Annotated in this window: 25 protein-coding genes and 1 tRNA gene; 9 read left to right on the forward strand and 17 right to left on the reverse strand. The window is 64.3% G+C overall.

The features are described from left to right. Positions 1-36: 36 nt before the first annotated feature. Positions 37-474 (forward strand): VOC family protein, encoded by a 438-nt coding sequence (locus ATJ78_RS00685; RefSeq protein ID WP_098405848.1) that lies wholly within the window; start codon positions 37-39, stop codon positions 472-474. 50 nt (positions 475-524) lie between these two features. On the opposite strand, the gene ATJ78_RS00690 is transcribed toward ATJ78_RS00685, so the two are convergent. The 3 genes from ATJ78_RS00690 to ATJ78_RS00700 form a co-directional block, all read right to left on the reverse strand. Next, positions 525-1553: a YihY/virulence factor BrkB family protein gene (locus ATJ78_RS00690; protein WP_141897491.1), complete on the reverse strand. Its 1029-nt coding sequence runs from the start codon at positions 1551-1553 to the stop codon at positions 525-527. Continuing rightward, positions 1546-1782, reverse strand: a complete 237-nt coding sequence (locus tag ATJ78_RS00695; RefSeq protein ID WP_141897492.1) for a hypothetical protein — start codon at positions 1780-1782, stop codon at positions 1546-1548. Before ATJ78_RS00695 ends, ATJ78_RS00690 begins: the two co-directional genes overlap by 8 nt. 100 nt (positions 1783-1882) lie before the next feature. After that, the gene (locus ATJ78_RS00700) at positions 1883-2437 is read right to left on the reverse strand and encodes an HAD domain-containing protein (protein WP_098405851.1); all 555 of its coding nucleotides are present in this window, start codon (positions 2435-2437) and stop codon (positions 1883-1885) included. 127 nt (positions 2438-2564) lie between these two features. On the opposite strand from ATJ78_RS00700, the gene ATJ78_RS00705 reads away from it, so the two are divergent. Together ATJ78_RS00705 and ATJ78_RS00710 are read left to right on the forward strand one after the other, a co-directional pair. Then, positions 2565-3479 carry an aldose 1-epimerase family protein gene (locus ATJ78_RS00705; RefSeq protein ID WP_098409120.1) on the forward strand — a complete coding sequence of 305 codons (915 nt, stop codon included), beginning with the start codon at positions 2565-2567 and terminating at the stop codon, positions 3477-3479. A gap of 135 nt (positions 3480-3614) precedes the next feature. Continuing rightward, positions 3615-4088, forward strand: a complete 474-nt coding sequence (locus tag ATJ78_RS00710; protein WP_098405852.1) for an SRPBCC family protein — start codon at positions 3615-3617, stop codon at positions 4086-4088. 97 nt (positions 4089-4185) lie between these two features. Here ATJ78_RS00710 and arfA read toward each other — a convergent pair whose 3' ends face one another. The 5 genes from arfA to ATJ78_RS00735 all read right to left on the reverse strand — a co-directional run bounded on the left by arfA (position 4186) and on the right by ATJ78_RS00735 (position 10202). Beyond that, entirely contained in the window at positions 4186-5718 is a 1533-nt protein-coding gene (gene arfA, locus ATJ78_RS00715; protein ID WP_098405853.1) for an arabinosylfuranosidase ArfA, read from the reverse strand. Between the two features lie 57 nt (positions 5719-5775). Continuing rightward, positions 5776-6672, reverse strand: a complete 897-nt coding sequence (locus ATJ78_RS00720; protein ID WP_098405854.1) for a carbohydrate ABC transporter permease — start codon at positions 6670-6672, stop codon at positions 5776-5778. 1 nt (position 6673) lies between these two features. Then, positions 6674-7579, reverse strand: coding sequence for a carbohydrate ABC transporter permease (locus tag ATJ78_RS00725; RefSeq protein ID WP_434061506.1), 906 nt, complete (start codon positions 7577-7579; stop codon positions 6674-6676). Positions 7580-7658: 79 nt separating this feature from the next. Beyond that, on the reverse strand, positions 7659-9002 hold the full coding sequence (locus tag ATJ78_RS00730; protein WP_098409122.1) for an extracellular solute-binding protein: 1344 nt from the start codon (positions 9000-9002) through the stop codon (positions 7659-7661). 192 nt (positions 9003-9194) lie between these two features. Further along, positions 9195-10202 carry a LacI family DNA-binding transcriptional regulator gene (locus ATJ78_RS00735; protein ID WP_098405855.1) on the reverse strand — a complete coding sequence of 336 codons (1008 nt, stop codon included), beginning with the start codon at positions 10200-10202 and terminating at the stop codon, positions 9195-9197. A 63-nt stretch (positions 10203-10265) separates the two neighbouring features. Between ATJ78_RS00735 and ATJ78_RS00740 the strand changes: the two genes are divergently transcribed. Then, complete coding sequence (locus ATJ78_RS00740) at positions 10266-11270, forward strand: SDR family oxidoreductase (protein ID WP_098405856.1); 1005 nt, start codon at positions 10266-10268, stop codon at positions 11268-11270. Here the strand turns inward: ATJ78_RS00740 and ATJ78_RS00745 are convergent. After that, on the reverse strand, positions 11249-11803 hold the full coding sequence (locus tag ATJ78_RS00745; RefSeq protein WP_098405857.1) for a hypothetical protein: 555 nt from the start codon (positions 11801-11803) through the stop codon (positions 11249-11251). The genes ATJ78_RS00740 and ATJ78_RS00745 overlap by 22 nt on opposite strands. A 275-nt stretch (positions 11804-12078) precedes the next feature. Between ATJ78_RS00745 and ATJ78_RS00755 the strand changes: the two genes are divergently transcribed. After that, entirely contained in the window at positions 12079-13803 is a 1725-nt protein-coding gene (locus tag ATJ78_RS00755; RefSeq protein WP_098405859.1) for a hypothetical protein, read from the forward strand. 129 nt (positions 13804-13932) lie between these two features. On the opposite strand, the gene ATJ78_RS00760 is transcribed toward ATJ78_RS00755, so the two are convergent. Continuing rightward, positions 13933-14907: a DMT family transporter gene (locus tag ATJ78_RS00760; RefSeq protein ID WP_245836154.1), complete on the reverse strand. Its 975-nt coding sequence runs from the start codon at positions 14905-14907 to the stop codon at positions 13933-13935. Positions 14908-14978: 71 nt separating this feature from the next. On the opposite strand from ATJ78_RS00760, the gene ATJ78_RS00765 reads away from it, so the two are divergent. Then, positions 14979-15932, forward strand: a complete 954-nt coding sequence (locus ATJ78_RS00765; protein ID WP_098405860.1) for a LysR family transcriptional regulator — start codon at positions 14979-14981, stop codon at positions 15930-15932. 224 nt (positions 15933-16156) lie between these two features. Next, on the forward strand, positions 16157-18274 hold the full coding sequence (locus tag ATJ78_RS00770) for a HelD family protein (RefSeq protein ID WP_211288401.1): 2118 nt from the start codon (positions 16157-16159) through the stop codon (positions 18272-18274). Positions 18275-18299: 25 nt separating this feature from the next. Here ATJ78_RS00770 and ATJ78_RS00775 read toward each other — a convergent pair whose 3' ends face one another. The 5 genes from ATJ78_RS00775 to ATJ78_RS00795 form a co-directional block, all read right to left on the reverse strand. Further along, the gene (locus tag ATJ78_RS00775) at positions 18300-18929 is read right to left on the reverse strand and encodes a M23 family metallopeptidase (RefSeq protein WP_098409125.1); all 630 of its coding nucleotides are present in this window, start codon (positions 18927-18929) and stop codon (positions 18300-18302) included. A gap of 125 nt (positions 18930-19054) precedes the next feature. Beyond that, positions 19055-20722: an FAD-dependent oxidoreductase gene (locus tag ATJ78_RS00780; RefSeq protein WP_098405861.1), complete on the reverse strand. Its 1668-nt coding sequence runs from the start codon at positions 20720-20722 to the stop codon at positions 19055-19057. Positions 20723-20753: 31 nt separating this feature from the next. Next, on the reverse strand, positions 20754-21380 hold the full coding sequence (locus tag ATJ78_RS00785) for an LUD domain-containing protein (protein ID WP_211288402.1): 627 nt from the start codon (positions 21378-21380) through the stop codon (positions 20754-20756). A 100-nt stretch (positions 21381-21480) separates the two neighbouring features. Next, positions 21481-22131 carry a TetR/AcrR family transcriptional regulator gene (locus ATJ78_RS00790; protein ID WP_098405862.1) on the reverse strand — a complete coding sequence of 217 codons (651 nt, stop codon included), beginning with the start codon at positions 22129-22131 and terminating at the stop codon, positions 21481-21483. 575 nt (positions 22132-22706) lie between these two features. Further along, positions 22707-22779: transfer RNA gene (locus ATJ78_RS00795), tRNA-Arg, on the reverse strand. 161 nt (positions 22780-22940) lie between these two features. On the opposite strand from ATJ78_RS00795, the gene mgrA reads away from it, so the two are divergent. After that, positions 22941-23999, forward strand: coding sequence for an L-glyceraldehyde 3-phosphate reductase (gene mgrA, locus ATJ78_RS00800; protein WP_098405863.1), 1059 nt, complete (start codon positions 22941-22943; stop codon positions 23997-23999). A gap of 56 nt (positions 24000-24055) precedes the next feature. On the opposite strand, the gene ATJ78_RS00805 is transcribed toward mgrA, so the two are convergent. Continuing rightward, on the reverse strand, positions 24056-24796 hold the full coding sequence (locus ATJ78_RS00805; protein ID WP_098405864.1) for an alpha/beta fold hydrolase: 741 nt from the start codon (positions 24794-24796) through the stop codon (positions 24056-24058). A gap of 73 nt (positions 24797-24869) precedes the next feature. Between ATJ78_RS00805 and ATJ78_RS00810 the strand changes: the two genes are divergently transcribed. Beyond that, positions 24870-25568, forward strand: coding sequence for a helix-turn-helix transcriptional regulator (locus ATJ78_RS00810; protein WP_098409127.1), 699 nt, complete (start codon positions 24870-24872; stop codon positions 25566-25568). Between the two features lie 15 nt (positions 25569-25583). Here the strand turns inward: ATJ78_RS00810 and ATJ78_RS00815 are convergent, their stop codons facing one another. Next, positions 25584-26066 (reverse strand): hypothetical protein, encoded by a 483-nt coding sequence (locus tag ATJ78_RS00815; protein WP_098405865.1) that lies wholly within the window; start codon positions 26064-26066, stop codon positions 25584-25586. Positions 26067-26187: the final 121 nt, after the last annotated feature.

Raw genomic sequence — 26187 nt, forward strand, 5'->3', positions numbered from 1 at the left:
TGCACCGCAGGATCGCCGCTGATTAGCATGCAACGCATGGCCATCAAACTCGAGAACGTCGGTATCGCCGTTCGCGACCTCGACGCGACGATCGCCTTTTTCACCGACCTCGGTCTCTCGGTCGTCGGCCGGGACACCGTGCACGGTGAGTGGACGGACACAGCCGTCGGGCTGGACGGCAACCACGCAAAGATTGCCATGCTCGAGACGCCCGACGGCAATGGTCGTCTCGAACTCTTCGAGTACATCCATCCTCAAGCGATCGAGACGGAGCCCACGCGCCCGAACGAGATCGGTATGCACCGGGTCGCATTCTCCGTCGACGACATCGACGAAGCGCTCGAGATAGCCGCGAAACACGGCTGCCACCCACTTCGCGGCGTGTCGTCCTACGAAGATATGTACAAGCTGACGTACGTCCGCGGTCCCAGTGGCATCATCGTGATGCTCGCCGAAGACCTGACGAGGCACTGAGACCTGCCGGCACCTCACTAGCGCGAAGGTCGGGCAGCGTCACCCTGTCGTCACTCTTCGAAGGAACGGCGCAGCTTGCGTGCCGTGATCACCGTCTTTGCCTCTGCCTCGATGTCCTTATCGATCCTCGCCGAATCGCGAAGCGGCAGGTGGAGGTTGTATTCGGCGTGGACGCCAAGCTGCAGTTGCCGCGCGCGCTCGAGTTCGGCTTCAAGACCGACCCCGAAAACCAGCGCCATATTGCTCAGATACAACCAGATGAGAAAGACGATGATGCCGCCGAGTGAGCCATACGTGGCGTTGTAGCTGTCTGAGTTCGACACGTAGACCACGAAGCCGACCGTCGTGATCGCCCAGACCAGCAGCGCCGTCGCCGCCCCGAGGCTCACGAGGCGGAAGCGCGATGGTCGCACGTTCGGTGAGTAGTAATACAAGAGCGCGATCAGGCCAATGCCGGCGAGTACCAGCACGGGCCACTTCGCGATGTTCCACGTCATCACGGCAGCATCCCCCAGCCCGATCACGTCGCCGATCAGCCGCGCAACCGGCGCGCTCACGATGAGAAGAATGGACATGATCGTGATCGCGACGACACTTGCCGCTGTGAGCAGCAGCACCGTCAGTCGCAGCTGGAGCGAGCTGCGCCCCTCGGCCACGCCATACGCACGATTCGCCGCTCGTGCGAAACCGTCGACGTACTTCGATGCCGACCAGATCGCACCGAGAAGACCGAGAACGAGGCCGAGGCCCGCCCCTGGCGCCGACATGATCGTCGAGATCGGCCCTTCAAGCGCTTGAGCCGTCTCTGTCGGCGCGACATCGTTGAGCATCTCGATGAGTCCCTTGCTCACCGATCCGTCGGCGTTCACAAGCGACAGAACCGAGACGATGGCGACCAAGCCCGGAAACAGCGCGAGCACAAGAAAGTACGTGAGGGTTGCCGCGACATCGGTGGACTTGTTGGCAGCAAACAGCTTCACGGCGCGAACATAGGCGAAGCGGATGCTGCGAAAGCGCAGCCGCTTCGGACGCGAGTGCGTGTGCTCCGCGTGCTCTGTGTGCTCTGTGTGCTCACTCATCGTCGTCACCGCTCAGAGCCATTGCAATCACGTACACCGTCGCACCGGCCGCCGCGATGCCGAGGCCGATGGCCACGGGCACGATCTTGCGCCGCACTGCTGCAATCGTGGTGCTGAGCTCCTCACGAAGCTCATCAATGTTCAGCTGCCGGACCCACGGCCCGATCTCGCCCGTTCGCTTCTCCCGGTCCACCGGAAGAACCATCGCCCGCCCCGCGTGTTCTGCCATATCGTCACGTTATGGGCATCTGTGTTCTCTGGCAAGGGCATTGCCAGGTGCGGCCCAGCCATGCACATGGCGCCCAAGCGGTTGGCGCGCGACGCCGTATTCAGGCGACCTGCCGCTGAGTCTGCTCGGCGAGAAACGAGCGCATCTGGGCCAGGTGCAGCCTCTCGATGCCGTGCTCGTACACGGTCGTGAGCTTGAGCGATGGCGTACCCGCCGTCGCCTCGTCGACCATTCCGCCATGCGCCATGACGGCCTCGTCATCGACCCAGACAAACGGCGCGGGAGAGAATTCCTGATCGGCAATGATGCTCTGGGCCTTCCACCATCCACGCCCTCGATCAGAGCTCACCGCGTCAGCATCCATGATCGCCCGACCTCCGAACAGACCGCCAAGCGCTGGCGCGAGTCGCGTCATCGATGCATGCATCTCGTTCCACGTCGACAGCCAGACAAGTTCGACCCCGAACTCCTCGCGAAGGGCGTCAAGCTCTGTGACGACTTCGGGAGCCCACGTGAGGGGCTCTCTGCTCATCATTCCCCCGCCGTACTCGATCTGCACACGCGTCGACTTCACATTGGAGAACGGCGGCTCGTCGGCGTTGATAGCACCGTCGACATCGAGATACAAGCGCGTCGGCGCCGGGTTGCTAGGCATGTTGCTCCTTGCCATTCGAAGGTGGACGATCAGTCAAGCACCCGGCACTGACACGGTGCTGGGTAAGGCTATGAATCTGCCATGTGACAGTTCGGCTGCCACACGAGGATGCGGCAGGATGGACACCATGACGAGAGCGCTTTCCGGACGAAACATCACTCTGCAGCACGGTGCCTACACCGCATCCATCGCCTCAATCGGTGCAACGCTGCGCGAGCTCACGCATTCCGGGCGCGACCTGATTGTGCCGTTCTCCGCTGACGAGATGCGCCCGTTCTACCGAGGCGCAACGCTCGTGCCGTGGCCCAATCGCGTGGTCGATGGGCGCTACACGTGGAAGGGCGAAGAGCTCCAGCTCGCGTTGACCGAACCTGAGCGAGGGCACGCGCTGCACGGTCTCGGCGCATGGCTCGACTACGGCATCGTCGAGCAGACGGCGTCGTCGGTCACGCTCGGCACGGCGATCATCGCGCAGCAGGGCTACCCGTTCACGCTCGACGTCTCTGTCACGTTCCGCCTCGACGACGATGGACTGCATTGCTCGGTCACCGCGACAAACCGCGGTGACGCCGCAGCACCGTTCGGCACGGGACCGCACCCGTACCTGGTCGCGGGAGAGGGGCGCGTCGACGACTGGAGCGCGACAATTCCGGCCGGCAGCGTCCTCACCGTCACGGACGACAGGCTGATTCCCACAGGTCTCGAACCCGTCGACGGCACGGCGTTCGATTTTCGGGAGCAGCGCGTCATCGGCGACACCTTCATCGACCACGCGTTCACGGAGCTCGCTCGTGACGCCGAGGGGTTCACCGAGGTGGCCGTGCGCAGCACGTCGGGCGCGGGAGTCGCGATGACGTGGGACGCGGCATGCCCGTGGGTGCAGGTGCACACTGCCGACCAGCCGGACGCAGCGATCAGTCGCATCGGCCTGGCCGTAGAGCCCATGACGTGCCCACCCGACGCGTTCAACTCGGGCACAGATTTGATCGAACTCGACCCCGACGCCTCGGCGACGGCGAGCTGGAGCATCCGCGCACTCTGACTGAGCGCTCCCGCAAGGAACATAAACGGTCGGATCGCGACGGGCAACCCCCTGGCCACCGCAGAACGCGGCGCTTAACGTCGGTGAGACACGTGCCATCCGCACGTGCCGCACACCAATTGCCAGGAGGTTTCCATGAGCACTGTCCAGGAATCCGTGCAGGTCAATGTTCCCGTGACGACCGCGTACAACCAGTGGACGCAGTTCGAGTCGTTTCCGCAATTCATGAAGAACGTGGACTTCGTCACCCAGATCGACGATCTCCACAACCACTGGAAGGTCACCGTCGGCGGCGCCACGCGCGAGTTCGACACGACGATCACCGAGCAGACGCCAGACGAGCGCATCGCATGGCGGTCGACGGACGAGCCGCAGCACAGCGGCGTGGTGACATTTCACCGCGTGTCAGATGACGAGACGCGCGTTCACCTTGAGATGACATGGTCGCCCGAAGGCGCTACCGAGAAGATCGGCGCCGCGCTTCAGGCCGATGACATGGCCGTGAAGAAGGACCTCTCGCAGTTCAAGGAGCTCATCGAGTCGAACGGATTCGAGTCGGGCGCCTGGCGCGGCGACGTTCCGCGCGAGCCCGATGCGACCGGTCGCTAACGATCGCACCGCGCTGAACAGAGGATAAAAGTGCCGGGGCGAGGACGATTTTCGCGAATTCGTCCTCGCCCCGGCCCTCGGCGTTCGCGAGCGGCGCTCAGGCGCGGGTGACGTCCACCACAACGACCGCCCACGACAGCGCGGGCAGCTGAAGAGACAGCGTCGAACCGTCTGCCGTGACTCCCTCGAGCGGGGTCAGGCCGACGGGCTGAGCGTCCTGCGTGTTCGTCGTGAGTCGCGTGCCTCCGTCGGGAATCGTGAGCACCTCGGCGCGCGAGATACCGGATGCTGTGAAGCCGCCGAGCTTCACCGAGACGTCGCACCGCTCGTCGAGCCCGCGGTTGGCGAGGAAGAACGCCACAGTGCCGTTCTCTTCGTCCCACGTGGCACTCACGTCGACCACGTCGGCATCGCCGTACTTCGCGGTGTCGACCTTGTCGCTCGTGACCGCCGTGCGCAGGATGCTGCCGCGGGCCAGCTGCGACATGCGGGCGAACGGCCAGAAGATGCTCTGCCGCCAGGCGGGGCCACCCTCTTCACTGCGGATCGGCGCGATCACGTTGACCAGCTGTGCCTGATTGGCGATCGTGACACGGTCACCGTGCCGCAGCAGCGAGTTGAGGAACGTGCCGACCACGACGGCATCCGTCACGTTGTACTCGTCTTCGATCAGCCGCGGGTGCGTGCGCCAGGACCTCTCGACGTTGTGCGGCTGGTCGTCGGTGTCGAGGCCGCGCTGGTACCAGACGTTCCACTCGTCGAACGAGAGGTTGATGCGCTTCTTCGTCTTGCGCTGTGCGGCCACAGCATCCGCCGTCGAAATCACCGACTCAATGAAGTAGTCCATGTCGGTCGCCGTCGCGAGAAAGCTCTTGGCGTCGCCGTCGTGCTCTTGGTAGTAGGCGTGCAGCGAGATGTAGTCGACTTCGTCATACGCGTGGTTCAGCACGGCGTGCTCCCACGCGCCGAACGTGGGCATGCCGGTGTTCGAGCTGCCGACCGCCACGAGCTCGATCGACGGGTCGACGAGCTTCATGGCCTTTCCGGCCTCCTGGGCAAGACGACCGTACTCGTCCGGCGTCTTGTGGCCGATCTGCCACGGGCCGTCGAGCTCGTTGCCGAGGCACCACACCTTGATGTCGAAGGGGTCCTCTGCGCCGTTCGCGCGGCGCATGTCACTCCACGCCGTTCCACCCGGGTGATTGGCATACTCGACGAGCGCGCGAGCAGCATCCACTCCCCTGGTGCCGAGATTGATGGCCTCCATCACCTCGACGTCGGCCTCGCGCGCCCAATCCACGAACTCGTGCAGGCCGAACGCGTTGGTCTCGATCGTGTGCCATGCGCCGTCGATGCGCGTCGGGCGCTGGTCGACCGGGCCGACGCCGTCTTCCCAGTTGTAGCCCGAGACGAAGTTGCCTCCCGGGTAACGCACGATCGTCGGGCCCATCTCCTTGACGAGTTCGAGAACGTCGCGCCGAAAGCCGCGCTCGTCGGCCTGAGGATGCCCCGGCTCGTAGATTCCCGTGTAGACGCAGCGTCCCATGTGCTCGACGAACGAGCCGAAGATGCGCCGGGGCACGTCGCCGACACGAAAGTCGCGATCGATGGTGATGCGGGCGGTGGTCATGTATCTCCTTGTGTGTGTTGCGGTCTGGTCACCGAGGGCGTCGCTGCGTCTGAGGGGCTACTGCCCGCCGAAGCCGGTCGTCGCGATGCCCTTGATGATCTGGCGTTGGAAGAAGAGAAAGACGATGATGAGCGGCAGCGCGGCAAGAATCGCCATGGCCATGTTCTGGGCGTACTGAATTCCGTAGGCGCTCTTCACCGTCTGCAGTCCGACGGGCAGCGTCATGAGCTGCGGATCGTTGATGATGATGAACGGCCAGAGAAAGTTGTTCCACGCCCACACGAACACGAAGATGGATGCTGCCGCGAGGATCGGCCGCGACAGGGGCATGACGATCGACGTGAACACGCGCAGTCTGCTCGCCCCGTCGACGCGCGCCGCCTCCTCGAGCTCGATCGGGATCTGGTCGAAGAACTGCTTGAGGATCAGCACGATGATCGGCTGCACCGCCTGCGGAAGAATGAGACCCCAGTAGGTGTCGACGAAGTTCATGGCGAGCATCTCGTAGAACAGCGGAACGATGAGCACCTGCGGCGGAACCGCGATCGCTGCGATGGCGACGATGTACGCCCACTTCTGCCCGCGAAAGCGCATGCGCGAGAACGCGTAGGCCGCGAGGGCGGAGGTGAGAACGGTGATGGCCGTGATGAGCGCCGACGTGAAGAGGCTGTTCCACGCCCAGATGGGCACGTTGCCCTCGGCGAGCACCTTGGCGTACGCGTCGAACGTGAATCCGTGCGCGGGCCACAACGTCGCCGAGGCAGCATCCGTCTCGCTCTTGAGCGATGTGACGATGGCCCAGAAGAAGGGCAGCAGCCACGCGGCGGCGAGCACGATGAGCACGACGAGTGCACTGATGCCGGCCGGGCCGAGTTTTCTGCGCTTGGCGGGGGCGATGGATGCTGCGGAGCGGCCGCCCGCGGGAACGGTGAGGTGCTGGGTCATTGTCGACATGTCATGCGCTCCTTCGCGCCGTGATGCGGAACTGGATCACCGAGACGACGATGATCAGAACAAAGAAGATGTACGAGATCGCCGAGGAGTACCCGAAGCGGAACCCCGTGAATCCGGTCTCGAAGATGTACTGGATGGCTGAGCGGGTCGTGCCGGCCGGGCCGCCTCCAGTCATCTGGTAGATCTGGTCGAACACCTTGAGCGAGGCCAGCAGCTGCAGAATCACGACCATGACGGTCGTCGACCCGAGCTGAGGAATCGTGATCGAGAACAGCGAGCGCCAGCGGCCGGCTCCGTCGAGCGACGCCGCCTCGTACTGACTGTCGGGGATGTTCTGCAGTGCGGCCAGGTACAGAAGAAAGTTGAACCCGATCGTCCACCACACGGTCGTGATGACGACGGAGAGCATGGCGAGGTCCGGGTCTTGCAGCCACGTGATCGGATCGACCCCGAACCAGCCGAGAACGGTGTTGAAGAGGCCGAGCTGCGGGTTGTACAGCCACACCCAGATGAGCGAGACGACCGTCGAGGCGAGCAGGTACGGCATGAAGAACGACAGCCGCCACAGCCATTGCCCCGGCAGCCCTGTGTTGACCAGCAGGGCGAGGGCAAGGGCGATCACGACGAGCGGGACCGTGCTGAGTACCGTGAACCACACGGTGTTGAGCATCGATCGCCACATGTCGGGATCGGCGAGCGCCTCGGCGTAGTTGCTGAAGCCGATGAGCTCGCCGCCTGCCCCCGTGAGGCTCTGGTTCGTGAAGCTCAGGTAGATTCCCCAGAGCACGGGAACGAGCATGAACAGAATGAACAGGATGCCGAAGGGCGCGATGAATCCCCATCCGGCGAGGTTCTCGCGCGGCTTTCCCCTGCGCGTCGCCTTCACGGTGGCGCCGGTGTCGGGCAAGACGTTTCGGGCAGTTGCGGTCGTCACAGCGAGACTCCTTTGTCGTCGCGCAGCGCCGTGCGCTGCCTGATGCGGGCGCTCATGCGGTCACCGGATTCGGCTTCGAGAGCAGTGTGTTGATGCGGCTGATGAACGAGGCCAAGCCCGCTTCCGGGCTCCTTTCGCCGAGCATGACGCCCTGGATCGAATCGAGAAAGTAGTTCTGAAAATCAGAGCCGGAGCCGGTGAACCACGCCGGCGGGTCATAGTTGATCAGATCGGCGGCGTTCGCGTAGTGCGCCTGCGGAATGAGGTCGTCGTACGCCGGGTCGTTCACAACGGGAAGGTACGCGGGAATGTGGCCGGCGCCCGCCCAGTCGATCGAGCCCTTGAGCAGCGTCGACATGAACTCGTACGCTGCGCGGCGCTTCGTCTCGTCTGGTTTCGACTGATGGGGCAGCACGAACGTGTGCGAATCCGCGTACACCGCGGGCGTCCCGTAGAGGGTGGGGATCGTGCTCGCATCGAACGCGATGTCGGCATCTTGCAGGGTGCGCAGCTCCCACACGCCCGAGAAGAGCATTCCGCTCCGTCCGCCCGCGAACTCGGCGATGCCGTTGTTGATGTCGCTGTTCGTCGCGGCGACGGTGCCATCGACGAGCTTCGTCATGAACTCGAGCGATTCGAGCGCAGCATCCTTGTCGTACTCGGCCGGTTTGCCGGTCTCGAGCACCATGTCGGCACCGTGCTGCTTGTAGAGCGTGTAGAAGAGCCGCCACAGCTGAGCGCCGTCGTTGAGGTACCCCCACGAAAGTCCGTGCTGACCGGTGACCGCCTGCATCTCGAGCGCCATGTCGATGAACTCGTCTGGCGTCGTCGTCTCGATGAGCGTTCCGTCAGACCTGAGCACGCCCGCTTCGTCGGCAACGTCGGTGTTGTAGAACATGATGAACGGGTGCGAGTCGAGGGCGACCGAGTACAGCTTGCCGTCGGTGAACCCCTTCTCCCAGATGCGCGGTTTGAAGGTCTCTTCGGTCACGTCGAACTCGGCGAGCAGGTCGAGATCCCACGGGTCGAGCAGACCGCCTGGCGCCCATCCCGTGACCCGGCTCGCGTGCATGATGGCGATGTCGGGAGCGCGACCGCCCGCCGACGCCATGGCGAGCTTTGTGTAGTACGGAGCACCCCACGCGAGAACCGTCTGGTCGACAGAGACATTGCCGAGCTTCTTCTCGACGTCGGCGACGAGGGTCGCCATGGTGATGCCGTCGCCGCCGCTCAGCAGGTGCCAATACGACAGCGAGGTGATTCCGGATGCTGCCGAGGTCGAGCAGCCCGCGAGCGTCGGCGTGAGAAGCGCACCGCCGAATACCGCGGCAGTGCCGGCCAGCATGCGGCGCCGCGAGAAGCTTGGGCCGCCGCCCGGCTGACGAGATCGTGTCATGAACATCACTCCTTTGTGCTGGACACCATCGGAAGTCACCATCATTACATCGTTGTAATGGGAAATACAAGACCAATGATGTGCAGCAATTTCGGAAATTACGGTCGCCGTTTCGGCCTCAGGCAGCAAAACCCCTGGTCAGCAGCGCCCCCGGCAGGCGACGCTAAGAAATCTCCGAAATAAGCGCACGTGTCACGCCCGGGTGCTCTCGCGCTCGAGAACCTCGTACGGCACGCGCGTGCGCTCTGGCGCAAGAGTGTGGTCGGCGATGCGCTGTTCGAGGCGCTCGATCGCCAGTCGCGCGAGCTCGCGCCGATCGAAGGCCACTGTCGTCAGCGGCGGCACCGCGTAGGGACTGTCGACGGTGTTGTCGAAGCCGGCCACGCGAACATCGCCGGGCACGCGAAGGCCCCGCTGCCACAGCACGTTCAGCACGCCGAACGCCATGGTGTCCGTGAAGCAGAACACGGCGTCGGGCACGTCGCCGCCGCCGTCGAGATACGACGAGAACGCGGATGCTGCGCCCGCAGCCGTCCAATCGGCGCACCCGATCTCGAGAGCAGCATCCGTCGCCAGCCCCGCCTCGCGAAGTGCGTCTCGATACCCTTCGGCGCGCTGACGAGACGTCGCCGTCTGAAAGTCTCCGACCGGCGACCCCACGACGGCGATGCGGCGATTGCCGCTCTCGATGAGGCACCGGGTCATATCGCGCGCCGAGTGCCGGCTGTCGACGCCGACGAGGTCGACGAGACTTTGCTCGACCTCGCCGATGAGCACGAGCGGAGGCAGACCGCGAGCCTCGGCGATCACGCTGTCTTCGAGCGTGATGGGGTTGAGAATCAGCCCGTCGACAAGGTGCGCCCTCGCGCGTGACAGCAGTTCGAACTCGCGTTGCGGCTCTGCGCCGGTCTCTTCGACCTGGATCGCCCACCCGCGGGCGTGCGCAACCTCGACGAACGCCCCGATCGTCTCGGCCGAGTACTGCGTGTCGAGGTTGGGCAGCGCGAGCGCGAGCACGCCAGAGCGGCCATTGCGCAGTCCGCGCGCCGACAGATTGGGAACGTAGTCGAGCTCGGCCATTGCCTGCTCCACGCGCTCGCGCGTTTCTGGGCGCACGAAGACGACGCCGTTGATGACGTTCGACACGGTCTTGGGCGACACCTCCGCCCGCACCGCGACGTCACGCATTGTCGCTCGCATGAACTCAGCCTAATCGGGGCCGGGCCATGGCGTCGTCGGAGTGCATCCGGCATGATGAGGCACATGACTCGAGTGCTCTACATCGGCGGTTCCGGAGTGATCAGCTCGGCGTGCGTTCGCGCGTCGCTTGAGCGCGGGCACGAGGTGACCGTGCTCAACAGAAGCCGCACCGGCGAACGGCCGCTCCCCGACGGCGTCGACCAGCTGACCGCTGACGCTGGCTCACCAGCATCCCTCGCCGACGCCCTCGGCAGCCGTGAGTTCGATGCGGTCGCGCAGTTCGTCGCGTTCAACCCCGAGCATGTGCAGCGCGACATCGATTTCTTCGCCGGGCGCACGGGTCAGTACGTGTTCGTCAGCTCGGCGTCGGCGTACCAGACGCCGCCGTCGCGCCTGCCGGTCACCGAGTCGACGCCGCTGCGCAATCCGCACTGGCGGTACTCGCGCGACAAGATCGCCGGCGAAGACGCTCTTGTCGCGGCGTATCGCGGCACCGGGTTTCCCATGACGATCGTGCGCCCCTCGCACACGTACGACCACACGCTCCTTCCGACCATTGGCGGCTGGACCGACGTCGCGCGCATGCGAGCGGGAAAGCCCGTGGTTGTGCACGGCGACGGCACGAGCCTCTGGACGCTCACGCACAATTCGGACTTCGCTGTCGGGTTCACGGGGCTGCTCGGCAATCCCCTTGCGATCGGCGAGGCATTCACCATCACGAGCGACCACGCGCCGACGTGGAACCAGATCTATGAGTGGCTCGCGGATGCTGCCGGAACAACCGCCGACATCGTGCACGTCACGAGCGACCGCATCGCCTCGGCGCTTCCCGATCTCGGCCCTGGCCTGCTCGGCGACAAAGCGCACTCCATGGTGTTCGACACGAGCAAGCTGCGAGCGCTTGTGCCGGAGTTCGGCACGACGGTGCCGTATTGGCAGGGCGCGCGCGAGCAGATCGCGTGGTTCGACGCTCACCCCGACAAGCAGGTGACGGATGCTGCGCTCGACGCGACCTTCGACCGGCTCGTCGCAGAGGCACCCTCGGATCACCCCAGCGCGGCGCACTGATTGGCGGCAGAGCCAGACACCGCGTTTCCCTCGCCTTTCACCGCGCCGTTGCCCGAGCAATTGAGGTCGCCATGCACCTCGTTGGCAGAAACGGTTCCGCTCTTGCCTCCGTCGACGGTCAGCGTTGCACCGACGGTGGACGTCGTGACGACAGCATCCGTGTTGGCGAGCATCTCGAGGTCCCCCGCCACGTCGCTATCGGTGACAACGACGCTCTCGGCACCGATGATCTTCGCCTCGCCCGTGACGGTCGTGTTGATCAGCTTCACCACGCGGGTTCCGTCAAAGACGATGCTGCCCTCGATTTCGGTGTTCTTGAGAACGCACGTGTCGGCGTCGCCCGATGCGCTCTCGGCCTCGCAGATCTCGTCGGCGTTCTGCTCATCGACAGCGACGTCGGTCGCCGACGGCGCGAGGCTCTGCGGGACCGACGGCGTTTCCCTCGGCCCCGCTTCGTCATCGGCGGCAGCGCATCCGGCGAGGCCGAGTGCGACAAGCGCAATGAGCGCGGGGGCGAGAACGTGGCGGCGCATGGCGAACTCCTTCACAGTGCGTGGTACGCGGATGCTGCCGCGCGACGTTCCGCGGCAGCATCCGGTTCACCATAACGATGCCCGCCAGCCGAAAGCGTAATGGCGTCGGAGAGGTGGCTCACGTGCACGAGACGCTCAGTTTCGGCAACGGCGAAGCGTCGACATGAGTGCGTTCGCTCAGGCGGACTGCGCAAAACGAGCATCGGCGATGATCGCTTCGTGATGCCGACGAGAAATCTCGGCAAGAATCACCGAAGATTCTCTCGGAGGCGAATGTGACGACGATCAGTGGCACGAATACGACAGCGATGCGAGGTTTCCGCAGGGCGGCCGCCGTCATCGGCATCCTCTCGATCTCTCTGACAGCGTGTGCAACCAGTGCGCCAGAGGCCGAACCGGCCGCGGGTTCAGCAGGCGAGGGCCCTCAGTTCGAGTTTCTGGATGCTGGTGATGGCGTCGCGATCCGAACCGGCGACGACTGGAGCCTTCCCGCTGGCGTCACGCCGGCGTCCAACTCGGGGTTCTTCTCTGAGGAAGCGTCGACATCTGATCATGTGTTCACGCGCTCGGTGGACGTGTCGTGGCGGCAGATTCAACCGGAGGCCGGCGAGCTCGACCGCACCTCGAGCGGTGAGGCGCAAGGCATGAGCTTCGCGTCGCTCGACGACCAGCTGGCCGAGCAGGGACCGTTCTGGATGCGCATTTTCGCGAGCGGCGAGACGTGGGCACCGGACTGGGTCGTCGAGGACTGCGGCGTCTCGACGTATGGCCCCGACTATGACGGGCAGCGCCACCTCCCGATCTGGGACGAGTGCGTGTGGGGCCATCTGATGGACACGTACGAAACGCTGTTCGTCGACGGAGGCCTCGCTGCCGATCCCCAGTTGGCGTTCGTCTACGTGCCCGGGGCGTTCACGTGGGCCGAGTTCGACTACGAGATGATCACCGCCGCGGTCGACGCCGGCGACCTCGACCTGAAGACCTACCTATCGTGGTACGACCATGCCTGGACGGATTTGGCTGACCTTTTCGGCGACAACGCGAACAAGCTCGTATTCACGGGCGAGGACTATCCGTGGGGTCCGTTCGGCGCAGACGACGATCTGCTGGCGAAGCAGGCTGTCGAGGCAGGACTCGGGATTCGCACCGGCATCACGGAGCTGTCGAACTTTCACTTGAGCGAAGCGCCGGCCTACGGCTCGCGCGTTCTGCCGAACGGCCACATGGTGCTCGATGACACCCTGCCGGTTCACGACGGCACGCGCATCGTCGCGACAGAGAACGAGTGCTACAACGACTGCGGATACGAGACGGATGACCCGTACTACGCCGTGCGGCAGTCGAATCTCAAGGCGCTGCAGCTGCACACCAACTGGATCTATGTCGTGCCCGAGCCCTCGTACTTCGCCGAATACCCCGAGCACTGGGACTGGGTACGGCTGTCCATGGGTCAGACCGCCGAGACCTCGGCAGATGCGTGGGCCGCGCTGCGCGATGCCGAAGACATGTACTGGGCCGGCGACGAGGCGGGACCGTTTGACGGTGAATGGGAGACCCGGCCGTGGGTGCGCAATCTGGAGCGCTGGCTCGTGCAGGTCGACGAGCCTGGCTCCGTCGCGCACCGGTCAGATGTCGACGTGCACACCGAGGTGTTCGAGCCCGACAACGGAGAGGCACACGAAGGACTCGCAACCGACGTTGCCGGTGGCGACACGGGATTCGTCTTCGAGCTTGATGCGCGGTTTGCCGCGGCATCCTCGGGCTCGTCCGACCCTGTCGTGAAAGTGACCTACCTTGATGAAGGAACGGGAACGTTCACCGTCGATGTCGGTGACTGGTCGTCACCCGAGATCGAGCGCACGGGCGACGGGCAGTGGAAGACGGCGACTGTCGCGCTTCCCGACGACGCGTTCGATGCAGACAACACGCGATTCCGGGTATCGCTCAGTGACGCTGCAGACGATCTCACGGTGCGCTTCGTGCGGGTCGTGCGTGCGTAAGCACTGTCTGGCTGACCCGGTGCACCAGCGCTGGCCCTGGTCCGCCGCTATCCACCAGTTGTGCGACGGCAGTTGTCACAACCGACGTCTTCCCGTCTCGCACGTTCTCTGCACGCATTTCCTTCAGCGTCAGCTTCGCAGTCTTCCCGTTCGTCGGAACCGATCGAAAACTGCATCCTTTGTCCGCCGGTGCCCACCAACGAGCCCGTTCGATATGGCAACGGCGGCGATGACGATGGTCGCACCGACGAGTTGGAGCGTTGTCGGACGCTCGGCGAGAATCATGGCAGAAAGGCCGAGCGCGAGCACTGGCTGAATCAAGAGCAGTGCGGCAGTGGTGACGGGGTCGAGGTGGGTACTGCCACGATGGATCAGCAGCCAGGCGACGATCTGTCCGAGCACTGCGAGCAAGACCAAGTACGTCCAGGCCAGTGGCGTAATGGCCTTCAGATGTAGACCACCCGTAAAGGGTGCGATAAGAGCGGCCGTCACAGCAGCCGAGGCTGTTGCCCAGGCGAGCGGCTGAACCATTCGGCCCGGCTCCTGCCTCGTCGCTCGGCGTGTGAGAAACAGATACGACCCGTACCCCAGACCGGCAAGCAGACCGAGCAATGTTCCGCGCACGGCTTCTTCTCTCAGCGTGGCGGCGCCCCAGACGCCACCGACGAGACAGATTCCGAAGAGCATCAATGGCAGGGTCAGCAGGAATCTCAGGCGCATCCGTTCGCGATCAACCACGAACGCCAGCAGCGGCAGCACGACAACCTGCACGTTGACCAACACTGTGCTGATCCCTGCACCGACAGAAAAGATCGACGCCGTCCATGCGGCATAGTCGATGCCGAGCGCGACTCCCGCTGCGAGAGCCCAACTGATGCCCCGCCGAGAGAGCGGGCCGCGCCGCCCGCGCTCACCCAATGCCAGGGGGACGAGGAAGAGAACGGCGATAGCGCACCGCAGCACCGCCGTCGTTGCAGCGTCCACCCCCGCGAGCTTGACCAGGATCGCCGACGCTGACAGACACATCGCTCCCGCGAGCACCGACAGCGAGGCGACTGCTTGGGATCGGAATCTGTTGAAATCGGGCAAGTCTTGATCAGTCACGCCTCGACTTTAAACGTCGACACTCATTAGCTCTAGTTTGTATTTGCTTCTACTACTATTAAGCTACGCGTATGCGTGTGGAATGGAGCCGACTTCGACTTCTCGACGCGGTCGCACGCACAGGATCGGTCACCCGGGCGGCGATGCTGCTGCACATGACCGGGCCCGCGGTCTCACAGCAACTACGCCGCATCGAGGTTGAAGCTGGCGTCAAAGTCGTCATTCCCGATGGACGTGGCGTGCGACTGACGAACAAGGGCCGCATCCTCGCCGATTACGCCGCGCGCGTGGCCACGCTCATGACGCAGGCGGAGAATGACCTGCACTACGGCGATGAGCTTGTCGGTCGCATCGGGATCGGTGCGCTTGCTTCCATCGTCCGCACCACCCTGGTCGACGAACTGCCGGCCTTTCAGGAACTCCATCCACGAGTTGAGCTGCGCATCGAAGACGGCGAAACGGAATCGCACCTCGATCAGCTCGCTGGGGGCCGGCTGGATGTGGTGTTCGCTGAATCGTGGAGCCCCACACCGCTGCGGCTGCCTGCCGGAGTCAACGCCCAGCGCCTCAATCAAGAGACGGCGTGGATCGCGTTGCCCGAGAGTCATCCTGCGCGCGCCAAGAGACACATCACTCTCGCTGACCTCGCAACGGAAGTGTGGGCGGCATGCGCCCCGGAGTCTGACGAGCACGACGCTCTCACCCAGTTCGCTCGCCGGAACGGAATCGAACTGGACATCCGACACTTCGTCTCGGATCACGTTACTCAGCTCGCGCTCGTCCGAGCAAACATCGCAATCGCCTGTGTTCCGTCACCAGCAGAGAAGCCCGAAGCTCCAGGTATTGTCTATCGCAAGCTGTTGCCCGAGATGAATCGCGACATACTGCTCCTGACCAACGACAGAACTCAGTCACGTCACGTCGAAGCGCTCATCGCGCACCTCGCCGCCGGCAGATCTCGCGGGCGAACTGAAATCTTGTCAGGCGGTTCTCTCCGCGTGCCCGGGGCAGAAGCCACGAAATGAGCTGCGAGGATCGACGTTCTTGTCGCACCGTGCATCGCTCGGGCTGGTCTCGAGACAGGAATGCACATCGGCTCCTGTAGCCGCAAAGAGTTCCTAGGTTATTGCGCGTCAGACACAGCGTGGAGTCGCTACATATCGTCAGAAGGCCAAACCTCGGCACGAAAGTCAAAGTTGTATTCGAGTGCTTCTCCCTTCACGATGGACGCCAGTCGAAGGGAGCACAGATGGTGGATGCGGTCGCAGGCAAGGCGGGGCAGATCGCGAGTGAGCAGCGTTCAATCGAGGTGATGTACGCGCGGCTGGACCAGAAGAAGGCCGACGCCATCGTTGCGAGCGAGGAAGCGATGGCCCCGTCCATCGATGGGGCCGAATCTCGTTGGGCAAGAGATGACATGGTGAGGCGAACGGCCGGAACGTTAGGGGTGCTCGAGTTGGCGGAACGTTCTCTATGCTTCGGACGCATAGACAGCGCAGACGGCAAGGCGTTGCATGTCGGCCGTATCGGCCTCCGTTCCAAGTCCGGCGAGATCCTGCTTGTCGATTGGCGGGCGGAGGCCGCGAGGCCCTTCTACGCTGCAACCATGGCTTCCCCGCTGGGGCTACGCCGCCGCCGTCATCTCCGCGTCGAAGACCGACGAGTCGTTGATGTTTCCGACGAGCTCTTCGACGGAACAGGCCCGACGTCTGCCGACGTCGTCTCTGATGGGCCGCTTGTGTTGGCGCTGGGTGCGGCGCGGACGGGACGTATGCGTGAGGCTGCTGCAACTCTGCAGCGTGAGCAGGATGAGATCGTTCGATCTGGGCATCGCGGGATCATGGTCGTTGACGGCGGGCCAGGAACAGGCAAGACGATTGTTGCTCTGCATCGGGCCGCGTACGTGCTCTACGCGTTTCCCACGATCGCGGAACGGGGCGTGCTCGTCTTCGGCCCGAACCGGCGCTTCCTCGCCTACATCTCCGACGTGCTTCCTTCGCTCGGCGAAAACAACGTTCAGCTCGCCACGGGACCCGATCTTCTGGGCGTCGAGGCGACGAGATCCGAGTCAGACGCGGTCGCCCGTGCCAAAGGACGTCGGCTGCTCGCCGAGGCGCTCGCACGGCGGGTGCGGGATCGGCAGCCGCATGGCGTGCCCCTGCGATTCACCACAGCTCACGGGGCGGTCACCCTGGACGCTTCCCGGGTCGATGCGGCTCGACGCAGCGCTCTGCAGGGCGGCATCGGCCACAACCGCGGGCGGGCTCTGTTTCTCGAGCACGTCGTTGATGACCTGGTCGATGAGTTGGAGCAGCAGACCGCCCGGGACATGTCTGACTTCGAGGACGAGCTCAAGAACGTAGGCGTCGACCTTGATCGCATGTTCGCGCCCCAACCCGGATACGCTGAGTCAGAAGAGGCCGATTCGCGCTCAGACGGGCTGGAGATCGACTGGGATCGCATCCGCGACGACCTTCTCGGTGACATCAGCATCGACCGAACCATCGCTCAAGTCTGGCCGAGGCTTCGCGCCGACGACGTCCTGCGCGAGTTGCTCACGGACCCCGAAGTGCTGGCTGAGGCTGCCCCTGAGCTCTCCGACGAACAGATCGATTCGATCGGCGCGGGCGCGCAGGCGGGGTGGAGCCGTGCCGACCTTCCGCTGCTGGATGAGGCGCGAGCGCAGGTGGACGGGCTGCCCGAGATAACTTATGGGCACGTCGTGGTCGACGAGGCGCAGCAGCTTTCGGAGATGGAATGGCGCATGCTCATGCACCGCTGTCCGAGCCGATCGATGACGATCGTCGGCGACCTCGCACAAGCGGGTCCTACGAGCTCGATCGCGAGATGGGAGGACGCGCTGGAGCCATTCGTCGAGGGCCGCTTCACCCATCACACGTTGACCGTCAACTACCGCACCACCGCCGAGATCCTCGAAGCAACCAAACCCATACTTGCTCAGATTGCGCCAGCACAAAGCCTCTCGTACTCGATCCGCCGTGGCGAAGCCCCAATCAACCTCACCGTCGCCGCAGCGGAAATCGACGATGCCGTCGCCGACATCGTCACTCAATCGGCACGAGACCACCCTGACGAACTGGTGGGAATCGTCGCCGCGACTCAGCATGCTCGGAGGATCGAAAGCGGACCCCTCGACGCGCGTGCCGCGATCGTGTCTGCAACCGACGCACGAGGGCTGGAGTTCGACACGGTGATCATCATCGATCCTGACGAAATCCAACAGGAAAGTGAATCCGGTCTTCGCGACCTCTACGTTGCCCAGACCCGAGCGACCAAACGCCTCATCACGCTGACGATCACAGCCGCGGAGTCGGCACCCAGCAGGTGTCGCAGTAGTCGGTCTTGATCGACGTGATTCTGGCGTTTCTGTTCTACTCGGCGGCGCGAGTCTGCGCATGAACGACGTCGCCATTAGCTGGGAGCGAGCCGTTGAACGTGATGGGGAGAGCTTGGGCTCGATCGACATCACGATTGTCGAGCGCTTGGACATGAACATGAGGTTCAGTGCTGTTCCCGGAGTTTCCGCAGCTGCCGAGTTCGTCGCCCACCTGCACCTCCTGGCCAAGGCGCACCATAATGCTGTCCTGCCGCAAGTGACACAGGGCGAGGACAGCGTCGCGGCCCTCGATCAACACGTGATTCCCGGCAAGGGCCGCCCAGCCTGCTCCGGCACGCCGCTGCTGGGTCAACGCGTAACGGATCGAGGGCAGACCGCGATGAGCATGGTGGTCGAGTTCGCCATCGTGGGTGGCGACGATAACACCGTGGACGGGCGCCAGTATCGGGCGCCCAAAACCGGGAAATCTCTCGGCGGGCTCCGGCTTCACGAAAGAGCCGAGCGTGATCGGTGCGGTGCGTCCGACCTCGGTAACGGGAACGAAGTCGATTGCATAGGCCGTGGCAAAAAGGCGTGTGCCGTGGCTGGGAATCCGGTTCGCAGGGCTATTCCGGACGAGCCAACGGCCGGCGAACGGATAGGACAGGTCCACCGGGGTGCTCATGTGCCTCCAGCGTTCAGCGGACGACGTTGACACAAGCGTATATTGCTCCTCGACGTCACGCTCTTCGATAATTGCCGAACTGCTGGCTGACGCGTGTGCGGTAATCACCCTCGGCCGACCGGAAATCAGCTCTCAAGTTGCGCCTGTCTCGCCCCGCTCAGGCGTCTCGCAGTTCGTTCCAGGTCTGCGAGCTCGTCGGGCTTTACGCTGTCGCATGCCCAGGCGACGTAGCCGTCAGAACGTACGAGGATGAGGGCCGCAGGTGGTTCTGCCACGGGCATACAGACCGTCGTCACTCCCTCCGGCGTGATCTCCTGACCACCACGCAAGTCAATCAGGGTGGGCCGGGCGTCATCGAGAAGCTCGTCGATCTTCGTCAGCTCAGGAACGAAGGTCCCGACCAGGGAGTGGTCGGCAGGTTCCGCCGGATAGGTAACTTCCGATCCCTCCAGCATTCGTATGAGCCGAGAAACCACCGCTGGCTCCTCGAACAGTTCCCCGAGCAGCTCTCGCAGGGACGTCACGGCGCTGTCCGGTGACAGTAGGAGGGTCTGGACTTGGCTGTGCATCACCACACGCTCGGCGGCCGGGCGCCGGTCGGTCTCATAACCGCCAAGTGCGTCGCTATGGCCCTGAACTGCTGCTGCGAGCCGCCAAGCGAGGCAGGCGGCGTCTTGCAGGCCGACGTTGAGCCCTGGCGCCCCGACCGCGTTGTGAACGTGAGCGGCATCCCCTGCCAGTAGCACCCGGCCCCGGCGGTATGCGGATGCGATCCTCGTGTTCCGCCCCCGCCAACGGCGCAGCTGATGCGGTCCGGGCAAAGTTGGCGGCTGCACCGGGACGTGCGCGCCAACGACTCGATCGAGAGCCTGAGCGACTTCGGCGAACGTCACGGGGGCTGCGTCTGTCGTGTCGTCACCGGCTGGCCACTCCATCGCGCTGATTAGGACGGTGCCGTCGCCCCTCGGCATCATCGACCACGCGCCGCGCTCGGTGCGATTCCAACCGTACAGACCAAGCGAGCCGACGCCCGGAACCTCGACTAGGCTCTGGCCGGCCGAGACGCTTGCCGCCGCGACGACGGCGTCGGCAGATCGGGAGACGACGTCGTCATCGGTGACGCCGGGGAACCCGATCCCCATGATGCGGCGGACATCGCTATGAGCGCCGTCGCAGCCGACGACGTACCTCGCGGCGACCGTTTGCTCCTCAGCAGTACGGTCCCGGAAGCGCACGCTCACCATCTGCTGGTCGTCGATCAGGTTCAGCACCTCACATCCGCGCCGAGTCGTCACGCCTGCCTCCGCTGCCCTTTCAGCGAGTGCTTGCTCGAGTTGCTGCTGCGTGACCCGGATGCCGTGAAGGCGATCATAAGGCGACAATGACAGAGTCAGTGCGAGCCCGCCGAACTGGAACAGCGGAGAGGGATCAGGCATACGCGCAAATCCGAGCCGCCGATGGATGCCTCGATGCTGCAGCAGGCGCGCAGCCTGCCCGATGACAGCGTTCGCCTTCGGCATCGCGCTGGGTTCGGAAAGCTTCTCGAGCACCGTCACCCGCAGCCCCGCCCTGGCCAGGTCTCCGGCCAGCAGCAGTCCCGTTGGACCGGCACCAACCACGACCACATCGCAGTGGGGGGCTTGTGACGTGCCCTTCACTCGTCCATCACTCCATTCACGCCGCTTCGTCCTCGTCACAATCCGGCAGTCCCGGCACCAATCGTTCGAGCGGCCGAAGCAGTGCTTCGCAATCTCCTTTCGTCGATTCGTGCACCAGCTTCCTTCAGTCACCACCCGATGGGCGCATGGGCAACGTGCTCGCTCATCAGAATCCGATCACCTCTTCGAGAAGCAGCACTGTGGCACGCCCAGGGCGAGGATCCGCGTTGATCGTGAGCATGAAGTTCACAGCGCTGGGCCGGCCGTATGCCTCCCGGGCTCGCTCATCCTCCCGTGGAAGAGCGTGTTCCTCAAGGCGATGGATCGCAGCATTCATATCCGCGACGACTTTCTGTGCGCCGACGACCCAGATCGCGCGCGCGCCGCCGGCGTACGCGGGGAGCTGGCTTCCGCTGGCGGAGGCGGCGATGAGCGATCCCGCTTCCGTGACGGCGGCGACACTTCCGAGAACGACATCGGGACTAGCCACGAGACGTCGGATGCCGTCGGCATCCGCGCCCCGGTCCATCGACTGTACCTGTCGTCGAACCGACCGGTATCGCCCGCTATCGTTGACGTCCTCGTCGATTCCGGAGACGCGCAGCGTCTCACTCGATGCGGTCAGCACACTGTCGCCTTCGGGCACCAGCTCGCGCACTCGGACGCGCGCTTCGGCGCTGTCGCGAAGGATCTCAACCGTGAAGCCGTGCCGGGTGAGCGCTGCGGCCGCCCGTTCGATCTGCTCGCGAGATGCCGAGCGTGCGAAGTCTGAAGTCACGTGAAACTCGGCCACCGTCAGACCTCCTCCTCGAAGCGCGGTTCCGCTGCACGACCTGGTTCGCGCCGTGGCGAGATCAGTTCGATGTTGTCCAGCCGATCATCTGCGGTAAGTGTCATGAGAGCAGTCCAATCAGGTGAGGTCTGGGAGAAGCGGACGTCGGAGCAGGAAGCCCGTCGCCGAGCTCCGCGAAGACGCGCCGGAGGGCGCTGGGCAACGTCGTTCCGGGCTCGATCATGGGGTAATGGTTTGTAACGACCGTCAACGTGCTGAGGGCGATCTGAGCCACGAGACGCGGGTAGAGGTCGGATGCCGGGTCTGTGCCTGTGCGTTCCGCTACCGCGCTGGCCAGGTCGTCGGTCGCCGTCCGTGCGAGAGCGGCCTGCATCTCCGGCGCCTGATTGAGCTTCTGGACTTCATTGAGGCGCTCACGTGTCGGTTGGCCGTACGGGGCTCCGTCCTGGACCATCGGCTCCAGGATCGCTTCGCAGATCGCCGCCCACAGTGGCTCATCGGCGGGTCGGCCACGCAGAAGCTCAGCACTGCGTCGAAGACGGAAGCCCACCCGATAGGCCAACGCGTCGTACTTGGTCGCGAAGTAGTTGCTGAAGGTCCGGAGCGAGACGCCGGCGCGTTCAGCGATGTGCTCGCGCACGACATTCTCAAGACCAAGCTCGAACATGAGATCGAGGGCAGCATCACTCAGTGCCTTACGTAACTCGAGCTTCTTGCGCTCGCGTAGCCCTACCTTGGATTCATCAGCCATGACTACGACCCTAGAATATCTTTGCCTTGTAGGCAAACTTGCCCGGTGGGCAGATCTGCCACCGGCTGCCCCGGCGTGATCTCCAGCCAGCGGCAATCCCGTTGGACCGGCGCCGACCGGGCCCACGCCGTCATGCGACATTCCTGACAGCTCCTTCACGCTCCGAGAACTCCTCACGGTCGATCACCCGATCTCCTTCGCGGTTCAGCAAGCCGGAGCATCCTCGACGACGTCGATCAACGAACGGATGGCGATTGCAACGTCCTAGACGCTCGAGATGCCGTCGAAGGAAAGTGGTCGTCACCAGAGGCCGAGCGCACGGGAGACGGCGAGTGGAAGACGGCGACTGTCGCGCTTCCCGACGACGCCTTCGAGGGCGACGCGTCGTTCAGAATCTCACTCGCCGACGGCGCTGACGACCTGACGGCACGGTTTGTGCGGGTCGTGCGCGGCTGACGTGCGCGAACGGTGCGAGGCGTCGACGAGACCTCTCACGCCGCCGCGGCGTGACGATGCGCCGCACAAACGAGAACGGCCCGCTTTCGCGAGCCGTTTCGAACTGTCTCAACACAGTGCGCGCCACGAGGGATTCGAACCCCCAACCTTCTGATCCGTAGTCAGATGCTCTATCCGTTGAGCTAGTGGCGCATGACCGGGTACTGCGTGATGGGCCGTAGTAGAGGATACATCATCGGCGGGCGCGATCGCCAATCGCCGGACGAGCTGTTGTGGTGCCCTCGCGCTGCCCGGCAGAATCGATACGCTCAGGAGTGTTGCCTGACAGCATCCATGAGCCAAAGGAGTAATCGGTGAACGAAGAGCGCTTCGACCAGCCCATCCCCGAAACACATCAGCCCTATGTCGCTGCAGCCGACAGGTACACGAACTTCGGTTACCGCCGCGTCGGCGAGAGCGGCCTGCTGCTGCCGCCGATCTCGCTCGGACTCTGGTACAACTTCGGCGACAACAGGCCGTTCGACGGTCAGCGCGAGATTCTGCGCCATGCGTTCGACAAAGGAATTACGCACTTCGATCTCGCCAACAACTATGGCCCGCCATACGGCAGCGCCGAAGAGAACTTCGGGCGCATGATGCGCAACGATTTCAAGCCGTACCGCAACGAGCTCATTCTCTCGACGAAGGCGGGCTGGGACATGTGGCCCGGGCCGTACGGGTTCCTCGGCACGCGCAAGTACCTGCTGTCGAGCCTCGATGAGTCGCTGCAGCGCATGTCGGTGGACTACGTCGACATCTTCTACTCGCACCGCTTCGACCCGAACACGCCCGTCGCCGAGACCGTGGGCGCCCTCGACACCGCGGTGCGCCAGGGCAAAGCGCTCTACGCGGGCATCTCGTCGTACTCGCCGGATCGCACGCGCGAGGCCGTTGAAGTGGCGCGATCACTCGGCACTCCGCTCGTGATCCATCAGCCCTCCTACTCGATGCTCAACCGCTGGATCGAAGAGGGCCTCACCGACACCCTCGCCGAAAGCGGAATGGGATCGATCGGCTTCACGCCCCTCGCCCAGGGACTGCTGACCGACAAGTTCCTCGGAGGCAAGCACGAGGAACACGCCACGAAGCGCCGGTCGTTCAGCGACGACATGCTGAGCGATGACAACCTGCGTCGCCTCGAGGGCCTCAACAGCATTGCTCGTGATCGGGGGCAGTCGCTTGCGCAGATGGCTCTCGCATGGGCACTGCGCACCGTGACGTCTGCTCTCATCGGCGCCTCGCGCGTTGAACAGCTCGACGAGAACATTGCGGCTCTCGACAACCTCGAGTTCAGCGACGACGAGCTTCGTCGCATTGATGAGTTCGCGGGAGACGCGGGCGTCAACATCTGGGCGAAATCCAGCGACCTGTAGCGAGAATTTCAGAGGGCGGATGCTGTCGCGCACGACGCGCGACAGCCCTGCGCACGTCAGCCGATTCGCGAAGCTTCTGATTGAATAAGCTCGGCGAGGTCCCGAGGTCGGCTCCACATTGGCCAGTGCCCGGTCGCGAGGTCGATGACGTTAACATTCTGGAGCTTCGCGACTTCGGCGAACATCGGGCGTCCTTCTCGGGCCATCTCCAGCATCTGCACGCTCGGGATCGAACAGCAGACCAGGGTGGTCGGGACCCCGTTGCGGGCGTCATTCGTGAGCTCGACGGGTTGGCGAAGCACGGAACCAGGTTCAGGGATCGCTCGAGCGCGAAACCGATCGGGGACATCTGCGCTCAGCCCGTCGAGGCTCGCCTGCTGCCCGAGCACGTCGAAGGATGGCAGCGGGAGCTCGTCCACCTCCTCCGGGAGGTCTGGGGCGAAGGCACTCCCCGTCGCCATCGGACCCGAGTCGCCCCACACCACCCGCTGAACGAGTTCAGGATGCCGATCGAGGACGAGGCTGACGGGGGCGTTCGCCCCGCTGTGAGCGACGATGACAGCGGGCTGTTCCCCGGAGACGCCGAGCCGCGCGAAGAGGCCGACGACCGCCGCGACTTGATCGTCGAGCGTCCTCGCCGCACGCTCGGGATCGTCCGCGTCAAGGCCGGGAAGTGTCATCGCGGTTGCGCGGGAGTGGTCGGCTTTCAGATGTTCGAGGACGTCGTCCCACGCCCAGGCACCGAGCCAGTGGCCGGCGATGAGAATGATGGTCGGGCTGCTCGCAATTGTTGTCATGCCTCTACCTTCGCGGGCGCTGCGGGCAGGTGTGTGTCACTATTTATGTCATGAATCTGAGATGGGCTGGGCGGTGAAGCGAGCGGAACGACTCCACGCTCTGTCCGAGATGCTGCGCCGCAACGGATCGCGAGGTTGCTCGGCTGAGCGACTGGCACGAGAGTTCAGCGTGTCCGTGCGCACCCTCAAGAGAGACCTCGCTGCGCTTGAACGCAGTGGCGCACCCATATGGTCGCGCCCGGGTCCAGGCGGCGGCTACGGATTGGCGATAGGAGCGTCCTTGCCGCCCGTCAGCCTGTCCCCGGCGCAGGCGGTAGCGCTGATGGCCGCCGGGTCGACTGCGTCTGACGCCCCCTACGCTGACCTGGCAGCATCCGGGATAAAAAAGATTCTCGACGTCCTCGATCCTCGAACTCGAGCGCGAGCCGACGAGCTGGCCGGCCGCGTCTGGGTCAACAGCATCTCCCCCGCTTCGCGCTCAATCAAGTCGGCGCTGGAGGAGGCGATGGCCGACCAGCGTGTCGTTCGCATTCGCTACACGACACAAGACGGGACGACGACAACCCGCGACGTCGAACCCGTGCTCTTCGCGTCCGCAAACGGCCAGTGGTACCTGGTCGGCTGGTGCCGACTGCGCAACGCGATGCGATGGTTCACCGTGTCTCGCGTCGAGCGAGCCAGTGTGACAAAGACGGCGTGCGGAGAACACGGCATCGACGAGGTCGGAGAACCGCCGGTCAGCGCCAGACCGGTGCACGGTCGGGGCAACTGACTAGCATTCGCCGAATCACCGGGGCGTCAGGGCTGATCTTCCTTCGGGCGTTGCCTGACCTTGCGAGGCGTGCTCAGCGCGAGCGTCAGCATGACGAACTCCCGCCCATGCTCCCCATGCCCCGAGCAGCGCGCACCCGGCGACAAGGGCGAGACTCGAGACGGGGACCAGGCTCGGAGCTCCGGCGACAAGCCAGAGGCCGATCGCGAGCGCGACAACCCCGACGATAGCGCCGCATGACGCCGCACGCTGACGTGTTCGGTGCCCTGCGTCGAGTTCGCGATCACGCACCACGAGAGCGACAAGCACCCCGAAGACAACGACGACGCCCACGAGCGACCCGTCCAGACCCGATACGGCGATCCCGATCGGGAAGAGTTGAGCGGTGACCGAGTTTCCGGCGACGAGTGCTGGAACCGCGGTTCCGATGTACAGAAAGGCACCGAGAATCGCTCCGGCGACGACGCCGACGAATGCCTCTCTGCCATACCGCAGCATGTCTTAATGTTAACCGTCTGTTCCATGACGTGTAGCCCACGTTCGGGCGACACGCCGGAGATTTCGCAGAAGCCGCCGCGGGTAACCTGGCCTTCTCATCACACACCGGGTAAACTCTGGG

Origin of the sequence: Paramicrobacterium agarici (assembly GCF_002563955.1) — a bacterium.
In the GTDB taxonomy this organism is placed as follows: domain Bacteria; phylum Actinomycetota; class Actinomycetes; order Actinomycetales; family Microbacteriaceae; genus Paramicrobacterium; species Paramicrobacterium agarici.